The sequence below is a fragment of the Chromobacterium sp. ATCC 53434 genome (assembly GCF_002848345.1).
In the GTDB taxonomy this organism is placed as follows: Bacteria; Pseudomonadota; Gammaproteobacteria; order Burkholderiales; family Chromobacteriaceae; genus Chromobacterium.
On sequence record NZ_CP025429.1, the window covers coordinates 3,421,304 to 3,434,309 of the forward strand.

The following is a 13,006-nucleotide window of genomic DNA, read 5'->3' on the forward strand; positions in this document are numbered from 1 at the left end:
CATGAAATGGAAATTTTCATCTCATCGCCCCGAGAGAACAAAATCGGATGGCTTGCGCCTTGGGGCACGGAAAAAATACCTGACCCTGTGCTTGATCCATTACGCGTTCTTGACGAGCTGGGCAGCGCAGGCAAACGCCGCAGGCCCTGCCGTCAACTTCGACAGCGGACAACTGTTGCAGCAGTTGAAACGCCCCGCGCCAACCGCGCCCAACAAGGATACGCCGCTGACGACAGAGCAGCCCGTCGATACGACCAAGCATGGCGGACCGACTTTGCTGGTACAAGATATCGTCATGGAAGGCAATACGGTTTTCGACAGTAAAACGCTGCTTGAGCTGGTGGCCGACGCCAGGGGAAAGGAATTAAACCTCGACCAGTTGAAAGAGCTGGCCGCGCGGATCACCCATTACTATCAACAACACGGTTATCCAATTGCGCTGGCTTATATCCCGGCGCAAGCTCCGGTCAACGGGCTGGTCAGAATCAAAATCGTCGAGACCCGCTTTGGCAAGATCACGATAAACAACCAGAGCCCGGTCAAGGACCAGGCGCTGTCGGCAAACCTGACGCCATTGCAAAGCGGCGACCTGGTTCGCGAAGACCAGCTGCAGCGCAGCCTGTTGTTGTTGAGCGACACGCCTGGCATTACCGTCCAGAGCACCTTGCGGCCGGGAGAGAATCCCGGGACATCGGATCTGCAAGTCAACACACAAGCCGGCGCCAAATACAATGGCAGCATATTGCTAGACAATACCGGCAATACCTATACCGGCCGCACCCGGCTAGGCGGCACCTTGCAGATCAACAACCCGCTGAACCAGGGCGATCAATTGGGGTTGAATGGTTTAACCAGCTCCGGCCTGAATTATGGACGGATAGACTATCAGTTTCCGCTGGCAGGCCAGGCTACCCTGATCGGAGGATCGGCCTCTTATCTGGACTATCACTTGAAAAAGGATTTTTCCAATCTAGGCGCGAACGGAACCGCCAGCGAGGGCGATTTATGGCTATCGCACGTCTTCGAGCGCAGCGTAAGCGGCTCCTTGATCGGCCGTCTGACTGCCACGCAAAAGAAACTAAACGACAATATCGTCTCTAATCAGTCCATCAAGAGTCGAGGATCGAACAGCATGACGATGGAGCTTTCGGGGGACAGGCTCGACAGCTCCGGCGTCAGCAATATGCGTCTCAGCCTGGTCAGCGGCGACCTGCGCTTCGATAACGATGCCGCCGGCTTGTTGGACATGGAAAGCACCCGGACAGCCGGCCATTTCTTCAAGGGCACGCTGAGCCTGGCTCGCCTGCAGCGGCTGAGCAGCAACAGCTCGCTTTATTTGTCGGCGACCGGACAGTTGGCCAACAAGAATCTTGATTCGTCCGAACAGTTTGTCTTGGGCGGATTCAACAATATACGCGCGTATGAGTCCGGCGCGGCCTCCGGCGCGCAAGGCTATGCGCTGACCGCCGAGTTGCGTCACACCTTCTCGCTGTCGGCTCCCGGCGTATGGCAGGGCATCGCCTTCATCGATTCCGGCCGGGTTGAGCTGTACCGGCACGCCTTCACCGCCGGCGACAATTTCGCCACCTTGTCCGGCGCCGGCGTCGGCCTGAACTGGAGCGGCGGGCAGGGTTGGAACCTGTCTGCGATCTTCGCCAAGAAAATCGGCAGTCCCCCGCCGATATCGATTGTCAGCAATCCGAAAAAAGAACTGATCTGGCTGCAGCTGAACAAGAGTTTTTGAATCCCCCACCGCGGAACAAGCAGGCCGGAGCGGAACGCGAAGCCGAAGCACCCAAAACAAAACCCCCGCCGAAGCGGGGGTTCGCCATCCATCGTCGCCCGAGGGCGAAAAGGATTACTGAGCCTTCAGGCCGAACGATTCAGCGGTATCCTTGGCGGTCTTGGCTTCCTCTTCCAGCAGGGCCTTGATCGACAGGCGGATGCGGCCGCGGTCGTCCATTTCGATGGCCTTGACCTTGACGACCTGGCCTTCCTTCAGATAGTCGGACACATTCTTGATGCGCTCGTTGGCGATCTGCGAGATGTGCACCAGGCCATCCTTGCCCGGCAGGATGGAAACGATGGCGCCGACGTTGTTGTCGAGGATCTTGACCACGGTGCCTTCGTAGACCTTGCCCACTTCGACTTCGACGGTGATCTCTTCGATGCGCTTCTTGGCCGCTTCCGCGCCCTCGTTGCTGACCGAAGCGATGGTGATGGTGCCGTCTTCCTCGATGTTGATCTCGCAGCCGGTGTCCTTGGTGATCGAGCGGATGGTTTCGCCGCCCTTGCCGATCACTTCGCGGATTTTCTCCGGGTTGATCTTCATCACGTACAGGCGCGGAGCGTGGGCGGACAGTTCTTGCGGACCGTCAACGGCTTCCTTCATCAGGCCCAGGATGTGCATGCGGCCTTCCTTGGCCTGGTCCAGCGCGACCTGCATGATTTCCTTGGTGATGCCCTGAATCTTGATGTCCATCTGCAGCGCGGTCACGCCGGTGGCCGAACCGGCCACCTTGAAGTCCATGTCGCCCAGGTGATCTTCGTCGCCGAGGATGTCGGTCAGCACCGCGAAGCGGTTGCCTTCCAGGATCAGGCCCATGGCGATGCCGGCCACGTGCGCCTTCAGCGGCACGCCGGCGGACAGCAGCGACAGGCAGCCGCCGCACACGGAAGCCATCGACGAGGAGCCGTTGGATTCGGTGATCTCGGACACGACGCGCATCGAGTAGCCGAATTCGTCTTCCGGCGGCAGCACCGCGACCAGCGCGCGCTTGGCCAGGCGGCCGTGGCCGATTTCGCGGCGCTTCGGCGGGCCCATGCGGCCGGCTTCGCCGGTCGAGTACGGCGGGAAGTTGTAATGCAGCATGAAGCGCTCGGTGTATTCGCCGGCCAGCGCGTCGATGATCTGCTCATCCTGCTTGGTGCCCAACGTGGTCACGACCAGCGCCTGGGTTTCGCCGCGGGTGAACAGCGCCGAACCGTGGGTGCGCGGCAGCACGTTGCTGCGGATGCTGATAGGACGAACGGTGCGGGTATCGCGGCCGTCGATGCGGGCGTCGCCAGCCAGGATCTGGCCGCGCACGATCTCCGCTTCCAGGTCCTTGAAGATGCCCTTGATCTCGTTGGCCTTCAGCGTGTCGGTTTCCTCGTTGATCAGGCCGGCCTTGACGGCGTCCCAAGCTTCATTGATCGCCACGGTGCGGGCTTGCTTCTGACGCAGACGGAAGGCTTCGGCCAGCTTCTCGCCGGCGATGCCGCGGATCTGGGCGACCAGCGCCTCGTCCTTGCTCGGAGCGGCCCAGTCGAACATCACCGGGTTCACTTCGTCGGCCAGTTCGTTGATGGCCTTGATCGCGGCCTGCATCTGGTCGTGACCGAAGACCACGGCGCCCAGCATCACGGCTTCCGACAGTTCCTTGGCTTCGGACTCGACCATCAGCACCGCGCGCTGGGTGCCGGCCACCACCAGATCCATTTCGGACGTGGCCAGCTGGCTGCGGGTCGGGTTCAGGATGTATTCGCCATTGGCGTAACCGACGCGGGCGGCGCCGATCGGGCCGGCGAACGGCAGGCCGGAGATCGCCAGCGCGGCGGAGGCGCCGATCATCGCCGGGATGTCGGAATCCACTTCCGGATTCAGCGACACGACGGTGGCGACGATTTGCACGTCATGGTAGAAGCCGGCCGGGAACAGCGGGCGGATCGGACGGTCGATCAGGCGGCTGGTCAGCACTTCCTTCTCGGACTGCTTGCCTTCGCGCTTGAAGAAGCCGCCCGGGATCTTGCCGGCGGCGTAGGTACGCTCCAGGTAGTCGACGGTCAGCGGGAAGAAATCCTGGCCCGGCTTGACGTTCTTGCCGCCAACCACGCTAACCATGACGACGGTGTCGTCGACGGTGACGACTACGGAACCGGACGCCTGGCGGGCGACTTCACCGGTTTCCAGGGTGACGGTTTGATTGCCGTACTGGAAGGTTTTGGTGATCTTATTGAACACGAGGGTTTCCCTATCTTGGTTCGATGATTGAAATTCGCGAGCCGGAAAAAACAACGGGAACCCCTAAAAATTCTGACCTGCGGCGTAGATCGGAATTTGTAGAGGCTCCCCCCGTTGTCACAACAATAAAACTCGCGGTACTGCCGGCGTGAAAAAGTCGCAGCGAACTGCGACTTTTTCAGAACCGTATACCGATTACTTGCGCAGGCCCAGACGGGTGATCAGCGCGCGGTAGCTATCAGCGTCGGTACGCTTCAGGTAGTCCAGCAGACGGCGACGACGGCTAACCAGCTTCAGCAGACCACGACGGCTGTGGTGGTCCTTGGTGTTGGCCTTGAAGTGCGGGGTCAGGTCGTTGATGCGTGCGGTCAGCAGGGCAACCTGCACTTCGGACGAACCGGTGTCGCCTTCAGCGCGTTGGTAGCCTTTAACGATTTCTGCTTTTTGAGCGGCGGTCATTGCCATTTGGATTACTCCGTTTCAATAGGGGTTTGAAAACCCGACAAGTGCGGCGAGCCGGAAAACCCAACCCATTCCACACTTCGGTAAGCGGCGAATCAGGGCGTTTCCGCCTGTTCCGCCAGGAGCCGGATGGGATGCAGGCGGCCATCGCCGCGCGCCTCTCCCAGCCCCACGAATCTCCGGGTGGACTGTTGATACACCCGGAAACGCTGTATTTTCTCACACTTTTGTTCAAAACGCACGGGCTGGCCATGCATAAACTTGCCGATCTCGTCGTCGCTCAGCTCCAGCGGCGGGAAATGCGCCACCAGCACGTCGGCCGACAGCAGCTTCGCCTCTCGGCCCGGCATGTCCAGCGTTTCCAGCTCGGCCAGCTGATGCGCCTCGTCCAGTCCGAAACCGCCGGTGGCGGTGCGGCGCAGGCCGGTCAAGTGGGCGCCGCAGCCGAGCGCTTCGCCGATATCGCAAGCCAGGGTCCGGATATAGGTGCCCTTGCTGCACAACACGTCCATCACCGCGACATCGCCGTCGAAACTGATCAGCTCCAGCTTGCGGATGGCGACCTGGCGCGCCTCGCGCGGCACTTCTATGCCGGCGCGGGCGTATTCGTACAACGGTTTGCCCTGATGCTTCAGCGCCGAATACATCGGCGGCACCTGGCTGATCTCGCCGGTGAAGCGCGCCATCTCGGCCAGCAGCGCCTCGCGGTCGAAGGCGACCGGCCGCTCGGACACCACCTCGCCCTCGATGTCGCCGGTCGTCGTCACCGCGCCGAACTTCACCGTCGCGCGATAGCCCTTGTCGGCGTCCAGCAGATACGAGGAGAACTTGGTCGCCTCGCCCAGGCATACCGGCAGCAGGCCGGTGGCCAGCGGATCGAGCACGCCTGTGTGGCCGGCCTTGGCGGCGTTCAGCAGCCAGCGCGCCTTCTGCAGTGCGTTGTTGCTGGAGATATCGTAGGGCTTGTCGATCAGCAGCACGCCGTCGATGCGGCGCCGGTTGCTGCGCGGCTTGCTCATTCGGCCGCGCCCTTGTCCGCGCTCTCGCCGTCGGCCGACGCCTCGCCGAATTTCTCGGCGTCGTCGCGCGCCACCTGGCTGATCAGGCTGGTCAGGTGCATGCCGCGCTCGACCGAGTCGTCGTAGACGAAATGCAGCTGCGGGATGCTGAAGATCTTGATCGCGCGGCCCAGCTCGTTGCGCAGATAGCCGGCGGAGCTTTCCAGCGCCTCCTGGGTGGCCTCGCGGGTGGTATCGACCATCACCGTGTAATAGATCTTGGCGTGCGAGTAGTCGCGGGTCACTTCGACCGCGGTGATGGTGATCCAGCCGGCGCGCGGGTCCTTCAGGCCCTTGCGGGTCAGTTCGGCCAGCTCGCGCTGGATCTGCTCGGCGATGCGGTCCGAGCGGGAAAAACCTTTTTTGGCTTTGGCCATGTCACTTCCAGTTCTGTTCTAGCGGCCCTTATAGCCTCGTAAACAGGCTCTTCAGCCGCAAGCCGCGAAGCCCGCTCCCGCAACGGGAGGCATTTCGCGGCGCGTATGCGAAAAAGGGCGAGCGCCCGCCGGCCATCCGGCCGACGTTGCACCCGCCCCTGGCGTCCCGATTACAGGGAACGCGCGACTTCCACGATCTCGAACGCTTCCAGCTGGTCGCCTTCCTGGATGTCGTTGAAGTTCTTCAGCATCAGGCCGCATTCGTAGCCCTGCTTGACTTCCTTCACGTCGTCCTTGAAGCGCTTCAGCGATTCCAGTTCGCCGGTATGCACCACCACGTGGTTGCGGATCAGACGGACCGAAGCGGAGCGCTTGATCATGCCGTCGGTCACCATACAACCGGCGATGTTGCCAACCTTGGAAACCGTGATCACCTGACGGATCTCGACGGTGCCCAGTACCTGCTCCTTCTTCTCCGGAGCCAGCATGCCGGACAGCGCGGCCTTCACCTCGTCCACCGCATCGTAGATGATGCTGTAGTAACGGATGTCGACGCCTTCGTTCTCGGCCAGCTTGCGCGCGGCGGCGTCGGAGCGGGTGTTGAAGCCGATCACGATGGCCTTGGACGCGATCGCCAGGTTGATGTCCGATTCCGAGATGCCGCCCACGCCGGAGTGCAGGATGCTGACGCGCACTTCGTCGGTGGACAACTTCTGCAGGCTGCCGGCCAGCGCTTCGTACGAACCTTGCACGTCGGCCTTGATGATCAGCGACAGCGTCTGCACTTCGCCTTCGGTCATCTGGGCGAACATGTTTTCCAGCTTGGAAGCCTGCTGCTTGGCCAGACGCACGTCGCGGAACTTGCCGGCGCGGAACAGGGCGATTTCACGCGCCTTCTTCTCGTCGGCCAGAACCATGGTGTCTTCGCCGGCCTGCGGCACGTCGGACAGACCCAGGATTTCCACCGGGATGGCCGGACCGGCTGCATCGATGGCCTTGCCGTTTTCGTCCATCATCGCGCGGACGCGGCCGAATGCCGTGCCAGCCAGCACCACGTCGCCCTTCTTCAGCGTGCCGGACTGAACCAGCAGCGTGGCGACCGGACCGCGGCCCTTGTCGAGGCGGGCCTCGACGATGATGCCCTTGGCCAGCGAATCGACCGGAGCCTTCAGCTCCAGCACTTCAGCCTGCAGCAGGATGGCTTCCAGCAGCCCGTCGATATTGGTGCCCATCTTGGCGGACACTTCGACGAACTGGGTATCGCCGCCCCAGTCTTCCGGCACCACTTCGTGCGCCACCAGTTCCTGGCGGATGCGCTCGATGTTGGCGCCGACCTTGTCGATCTTGTTGACCGCAACCACGATAGGCACCTTGGCGGCCTTGGCGTGGTGGATCGCCTCGATCGTCTGCGGCATCACGCCGTCGTCGGCCGCCACCACCAGCACGACGATGTCGGTGGCCTTGGCGCCACGGGCACGCATCGCGGTAAACGCTTCGTGACCCGGGGTATCGAGGAAGGTGATCATGCCGCGCGGGGTTTCCACGTGGTAGGCGCCGATGTGCTGCGTGATGCCGCCGGCTTCGCCCGCGGCGACCTTGGCGCGGCGGATGTAGTCCAGCAGCGAGGTCTTGCCGTGGTCGACGTGACCCATCACGGTCACCACCGGGGAACGCGACTGCTCGACGACTTCGACGGTCGCGCCGTCGGTCACGTCCAGATAGGCTTCCGGATCATCCGCTTGGGCAGCCTTCGGCTTGTGGCCCATCTCTTCCACGACGATCATCGCGGTTTCCTGGTCCAGCACCTGGTTGATGGTGACCATCATGCCCATCTTCATCAGGGCCTTGATCACTTCAACCGCCTTCACCGCCATCTTGTGGGCCAGTTCGGCCACGGTGATGGTTTCCGGCACCAGAACCTCATGGATGATAGGCTCGGTCGGGGTCTGGAAAGCGTGCTGGTTGTTGCCCTGCTTGTGCCGGCCCTTGCCGCCGCGGGACTTCCAGTCATTGCCGGCGTCGCCGCCCTTGGTCTTCAGACCGCGGCCGCCCTTCTTGTTGTCGTCCCAGCGATCGCCGCCCTTCTTGCCGCCGCCGCCCTTCTTCGCATCGGGACGACCGGCAACGGTAGCCGGAATCGCCGGAGCGCCAGGCACGCCAGGCGCTGCCGGGCGCGGGCCGCGGTTGTCGCCTGCCGGGCGCGGGCCACGGTTGTCGCCAGCCGGACGCGGACCACGGTTGTCGCCAGCCGGGCGCGGGCCGCGGTTGTCGCCAGCCGGACGCGGGCCACGGTTGTCGCCTGCCGGACGCGGGCCACGGTTGTCGCCAGCCGGGCGCGGGCCGCGGTTGTCGCCTGCCGGACGCGGGCCACGCTCTTCGCGCGCCGGTTCCGGAGCGCGCGGCGCCTCGACCACCGGGGCCGGCTGCGATGCGGCCAGCTTGGCGGCCTGACGGCGCTCTTCGCGTTCGATTTTTTCGCGCATCAGCGCTTCTTGACGGGCGCGGAACGCCGCCTGACGCTTTTCTTCCGCTTCGCGGGCGGCGATTTCTTCCGGCGTCAGGATGGAAGCGACGGTCGGACGGACCGCCGGCTTCGGTTCCGGCTTGGCCTCGACCTTCGGCTCCGGCTTCGGCTCGGGCTTGACCTCTACCTTGGGCTCGGGCTTCGGCTCCGGCTTGATCTCGACCTTCGGCTCCGGTTTCGGCTCCGGCTTGGCTTCCACCACCGGCGCGGCGACGGGCGCCGGCTCGGCCGGTTTGGCGGCCTCGACGCGCGGGGCGTCCTCAGGGCGCGCCACGACACGCTTCTTGCGCGTCTCCACCGTCACGGTGCCGCCGTCAGCCTTCTTCACCTCGGACGTGGACTTGCGGGTCAGCGTGATACCGCTGTCCTCGCGAGCGCCGTGCGAGCGTTTCAGGTAGTCCAGGAGCTGGGACTTGTCTTGCGCCGATAGGGTGTCATCCGACGAGCGCTTGCTCACACCGGCGGCGCGCAGCTGTTCCAGCAGGCGCTCGGGGGTGAGATTCATCTCGCTGGCAAATTGTTTTACATTCGTCAAAACCATGCGTCTTCCCAAATTCCGTAAATACTTCCCGAGAAAGCCTTACTGGTTAAACCAGTGTTCGCGCGCCTTCATGATGATGGCGCGTGCAGCTTCCGCTTCCATGCCGGTCATGTCCACCAGATCGTCAACGGCCAGGTCGGCCAGATCGTCGCGGGTGGCCACGCCGCCTGCGGCCAGCTTGCGAACCAGCTCGGCATCCAGGCCTTCCACGTCCTTCAAGTCGTCGGATACGTTCTCGACCTGTTCTTCGGACGCGATAGCCTGCGTCAGGAGCGCATCACGGGCGCGGCTACGCAGCTCGCCCACCAGCTCCTCGTTGAAGCCTTCGATTTCCAGCATTTCTTCCAGCGGCACATAGGCCACTTCTTCCAGCGCGGCGAAGCCCTCGCTCACCAGCTTGGCGGCGGTGTCTTCGTCGATGCTCAACGCGCTGGCAAACAGCTGACGCAGCGCGGCGTCCTCGGCTTCATGCTTCTCTTCCGCCTCGGACACAGTCATGATGTTCAAGTACCAGCCGGTCAACTCGGCGGCAAGCTTGACGTTCTGGCCGCTGCGGCCGATGGCCAGCGCCAGTTGCTCTTCCTCGACGATCACATCCATGCTGTGATTGTCTTCGTCGACCATGATGCGGCTGACTTCGGCCGGCGACAGCGCGTTGATCACGAACTGGGCCGGTTCCGGCGCCCACAACACGATGTCGACGCGCTCGCCGGCCAGCTCCTGGGTCACCGCCTGCACGCGCGAACCGCGCATGCCGATGCAGGTGCCCTGTGGGTCGATGCGGGCGTCGTTGGCCTTGACGGCGATCTTGGCGCGCATGCCCGGGTCGCGCACGGCGGCGCGGATTTCCAGCATGCCCTCGTCGATCTCCGGCACTTCCAGCTCGAACAGCTTGACCAGGAATTCCGGCGCGGTGCGCGACAGGATCAGTTGCGGGCCGCGGCCCTGGCGGTCGATGCGCAGCAGATAGGCCTTGACGCGGTCGCCCACGCGCAGGTTTTCCTTCGGAATCATCTGGTCGCGCGGCAGCACTGCTTCCAGCTTGCCGCATTCGACGATGGCATTGCCGCGCTCGATGCGCTTGATGGTGCCCATCACCAGATGCTCGCGGCGCTGCAGGAATTCGTTCAGCAACTGTTCGCGCTCGGCGTCGCGGATGCGCTGCAGGATCACCTGCTTCGCGGTCTGCGCGCCGATGCGGCCGAACTCGACCGCTTCCATCTGTTCTTCGATGAAAGCGCCCAGCTCGATGCGAGGATCGCGTTCGCGAGCGTCGATCAGGCCGATTTCCTTGCTTTCGGACTCCAGCAGCTCGTCCTCCACCACCATCCAGCGGCGGAAGGTCTGGTACTGACCGGTGTAGCGGTCGATTTCGACGCGCACATCCATCTCGTCATCGGTAAACTTTTTCTTGGTGGCCGAGGCAAGCGCCATCTCAAGGGCGGAAAAAACCACGTCCTTGCTGACATTCTTCTCGCTCGCCAGGGCATCCACCAGCAACAAAATCTCGCGACTCATGCATTCCTCTCCGAATTTTGTCCTTTTGCGTGGGCTATCGCCGTCCAGACATCAAAACTCAGGCTCGATACGGGCCTTGTCGATGTTGGCGAACGGAATCACCACGATGCGGCCATCTACATCCAGCTTCACGGAGCCATCCTCGACCCCGGCAAGACGACCGATAAACTTCTTCTGCTGCTCGATCGGCATCCGCGTCTTGACCTTGGCGAGCTGACCGGCGAAGCGGACAAAATCGGCTTCTTTCTTCAAAGGGCGATCCAAGCCCGGCGAAGAGACCTCCAGCCGTTCGTAGTTCACGTTCTCGACCATGAACAGCCGGGTCAGGTGATTGCTCACCAAGACGCAGTCTTCCACGGTGATGCCACCGGGCTTGTCGATAAACACGCGAAAACCGCCACCTGGGGTCATTTCAAAGTCGACCAACTCGTAGCCGAGACCCTGCAGGGTGTTTTCCAGCAGCAAACGAACATCCATTGCTTTTTCCACAAATAAAAAATGGGCGAAACGCCCATCCCTAACCGCTGCGATTGTAACCTATTCCCGCAAAAAAGAAAACCTGCCGCCCCACCCGTCCCGAGGACCCCACGCGCCTATGCCAGACAATTTTGCGAGAGCATTTCAGTTACGGTACATTACCGCGAATCAAACCTCGAGTTTGAGCGCAGCGGCCACGGGCCGCCAAGACAACGACTAAAAAAACAGCGAACCGCTAAACCGATTCGCCACCGGCTCCGCCGGGGCGATGCTCGCTAAAACCCGCACGACGGAGAAACCCGGATTTATGGATAAGGTGTGGCTTAAAAACTACCAGGCTGGGGTGCCTCACGAGATCGACATCAATCAGTTCCAGTCGGTCACGGAAGTGTTCGACCGCAGCATAGCGAAGTTCGGCGACCGCCCCGCCCTCGCCAATATGGGCAAGCAACTCAGCTACGCGCAGCTGGACGCGCTCAGCGGACAATTCGCCTCCTTCCTGCAGCACAAGCTGGGCCTGAAGAAAGGCGACCGCGTCGCCGTGATGATGCCCAATCTGCTGCAATACCCGATCACCATCTTCGGCACGCTGCGCGCCGGCGGCGTGGTGGTCAACGTCAATCCGCTGTACACGCCGCGCGAGCTGGAACACCAGCTGAAGGACGCCGGCGCCGAAACCATCGTCATCCTGGAGAATTTCGCCGGCGTGCTGGAACAAGTGCTGCCGCGCACCCGGATCAAGAACGTGGTGGTCGCCTCCATCGGCGATCTGCTGGGCTTCGCCAAGGGCGCGCTGGTCAACTTCGTCGTGCGCAAGGTGAAGAAGATGGTGCCGCCGTGGCACCTGCCCGGCCACGTCCGCTTCAACGACGCGCTGTCCGCCGGCGCCGCCAGGCCCTACGACAAGATCGCGCTGGGCCACGAGGACATCGCCTTCCTGCAATACACCGGCGGCACCACCGGCGTCGCCAAGGGCGCTGAACTGCTGCATCGCAACATCGTCGCCAACATGTTGCAGGCCAGCGCCTGGGTCGGCACGCTGGTGCGCGAGGGGCAGGAAGTCATCGTCACCGCGCTGCCGCTGTACCACATCTTCTCGCTGACCGCGAACCTGATGGTCTTCATCGAGATGGGCGCGCTGAACGTGCTGATCACCAATCCGCGCGACATCCCCGGCTTCGTCAAGGAGCTGCGCAAGTATCCGATCACCTGCATCACCGGCGTCAACACGCTGTTCAACGCCCTGGTCAACAATCCGGAATTCGCCACGCTGGACTTCTCCACCTGGCGGCTGACGCTGGGCGGCGGCATGGCGGTGCAGAAGGCGGTGGCCGACAAATGGCAGGCCGTCACCGGCGTGCCGCTGGTCGAAGCCTACGGCCTGACCGAAACCAGCCCGGCCGCGTGCATCAATCCGATGAATCTGCCGGAGTACAACGGCACCATAGGCCTGCCGGTGTCGTCCACCGAGATCGAAATCCGCGACGCGGAAGGCAAGCCGGTGGCGCAGGGCGAACAGGGCGAGTTGTGCATACGCGGCCCGCAGGTGATGCGCGGCTACTGGAACCGTCCGGACGAGACCGCCAAGGTGCTGGGCGCCGACGGCTTCCTCGCCACCGGCGACATGGCGATGGTGACGCCGGAAGGCTTCGTCAAGCTGGTGGACCGCAAGAAGGACATGATCCTGGTGTCCGGCTTCAACGTCTATCCGAACGAGATCGAGGACGTGGTCGCCGGCCACCCCGATGTGCTCGAGGTGGCCTGCATCGGCGTGCCGGACGAGAAGTCCGGCGAAGTGGTCAAGGTCTTCGTCGTCAAGAAGAACCCGGCGCTGACCGACAAGGACGTCATCCGCTACTGCCGCGAAAACCTGAGACCGGCTACAAGGTGCCGAAGCTGGTCGAGTTCCGCAGCGAGCTGCCGAAGACCAATGTCGGCAAGATCCTGCGCCGCGCGCTGCGCGACGAGGAAGCCGCCAAGCACGGCTGAGCGACGCCATCTCCGGCCCAAGCCGCCGCCCCCCGCCGGGCGGCGGTTTTTTTATCG

At 62.8% G+C, this 13,006-nt stretch carries 8 protein-coding genes and 1 pseudogene; 2 read left to right on the forward strand and 7 right to left on the reverse strand.

Going from position 1 to position 13,006, the window contains the following annotated elements:
- Position 1 precedes the first annotated feature (1 nt).
- Positions 2–1,744: a ShlB/FhaC/HecB family hemolysin secretion/activation protein gene (locus CXB49_RS15115; RefSeq protein WP_101709176.1), complete on the forward strand. Its 1,743-nt coding sequence runs from the start codon at positions 2–4 to the stop codon at positions 1,742–1,744.
- 114 nt (positions 1,745–1,858) lie between these two features.
- Here CXB49_RS15115 and pnp read toward each other — a convergent pair whose 3' ends face one another.
- The 7 genes from pnp to rimP form a co-directional block, all read right to left on the reverse strand.
- Positions 1,859–4,003 (reverse strand): polyribonucleotide nucleotidyltransferase, encoded by a 2,145-nt coding sequence (pnp, locus tag CXB49_RS15120; protein WP_199406701.1) that lies wholly within the window; start codon positions 4,001–4,003, stop codon positions 1,859–1,861.
- Positions 4,004–4,198: 195 nt separating this feature from the next.
- Entirely contained in the window at positions 4,199–4,468 is a 270-nt protein-coding gene (gene rpsO / locus CXB49_RS15125; RefSeq protein WP_101709178.1) for a 30S ribosomal protein S15, read from the reverse strand.
- Positions 4,469–4,560: 92 nt separating this feature from the next.
- The gene (truB, locus tag CXB49_RS15130) at positions 4,561–5,484 is read right to left on the reverse strand and encodes a tRNA pseudouridine(55) synthase TruB (protein ID WP_101709179.1); all 924 of its coding nucleotides are present in this window, start codon (positions 5,482–5,484) and stop codon (positions 4,561–4,563) included.
- Entirely contained in the window at positions 5,481–5,900 is a 420-nt protein-coding gene (gene rbfA / locus CXB49_RS15135) for a 30S ribosome-binding factor RbfA (protein ID WP_101709180.1), read from the reverse strand. Before rbfA ends, truB begins: the two co-directional genes overlap by 4 nt.
- Before the next feature lie 170 nt (positions 5,901–6,070).
- A complete protein-coding gene (gene infB / locus CXB49_RS15140) occupies positions 6,071–8,965 on the reverse strand; it encodes a translation initiation factor IF-2 (protein ID WP_101709181.1) in 2,895 nt (964 codons plus the stop codon).
- Positions 8,966–9,004: 39 nt separating this feature from the next.
- Complete coding sequence (gene nusA / locus CXB49_RS15145) at positions 9,005–10,483, reverse strand: transcription termination factor NusA (protein WP_101709182.1); 1,479 nt, start codon at positions 10,481–10,483, stop codon at positions 9,005–9,007.
- Positions 10,484–10,534: 51 nt separating this feature from the next.
- A complete protein-coding gene (gene rimP, locus CXB49_RS15150) occupies positions 10,535–10,960 on the reverse strand; it encodes a ribosome maturation factor RimP (protein WP_101709183.1) in 426 nt (141 codons plus the stop codon).
- Positions 10,961–11,267: 307 nt separating this feature from the next.
- On the opposite strand from rimP, the pseudogene CXB49_RS15155 reads away from it, so the two are divergent.
- Positions 11,268–12,949, forward strand: a pseudogene (locus CXB49_RS15155) (long-chain-fatty-acid--CoA ligase).
- Positions 12,950–13,006: the final 57 nt, after the last annotated feature.

Bases quoted from the DNA above. Each gene is read 5' to 3' on its own strand.
- CXB49_RS15115 (WP_101709176.1), top strand. From the start codon at position 2: ATGAAATGGAAATTTTCATCTCATCGCCCCGAGAGAACAAAATCGGAT.
- rpsO (WP_101709178.1), bottom strand. From the start codon at position 4,468: ATGGCAATGACCGCCGCTCAAAAAGCAGAAATCGTTAAAGGCTACCAA.
- truB (WP_101709179.1), bottom strand. From the start codon at position 5,484: ATGAGCAAGCCGCGCAGCAACCGGCGCCGCATCGACGGCGTGCTGCTG.
- rbfA (WP_101709180.1), bottom strand. From the start codon at position 5,900: ATGGCCAAAGCCAAAAAAGGTTTTTCCCGCTCGGACCGCATCGCCGAG.
- infB (WP_101709181.1), bottom strand. From the start codon at position 8,965: ATGGTTTTGACGAATGTAAAACAATTTGCCAGCGAGATGAATCTCACC.
- nusA (WP_101709182.1), bottom strand. From the start codon at position 10,483: ATGAGTCGCGAGATTTTGTTGCTGGTGGATGCCCTGGCGAGCGAGAAG.
- rimP (WP_101709183.1), bottom strand. From the start codon at position 10,960: ATGGATGTTCGTTTGCTGCTGGAAAACACCCTGCAGGGTCTCGGCTAC.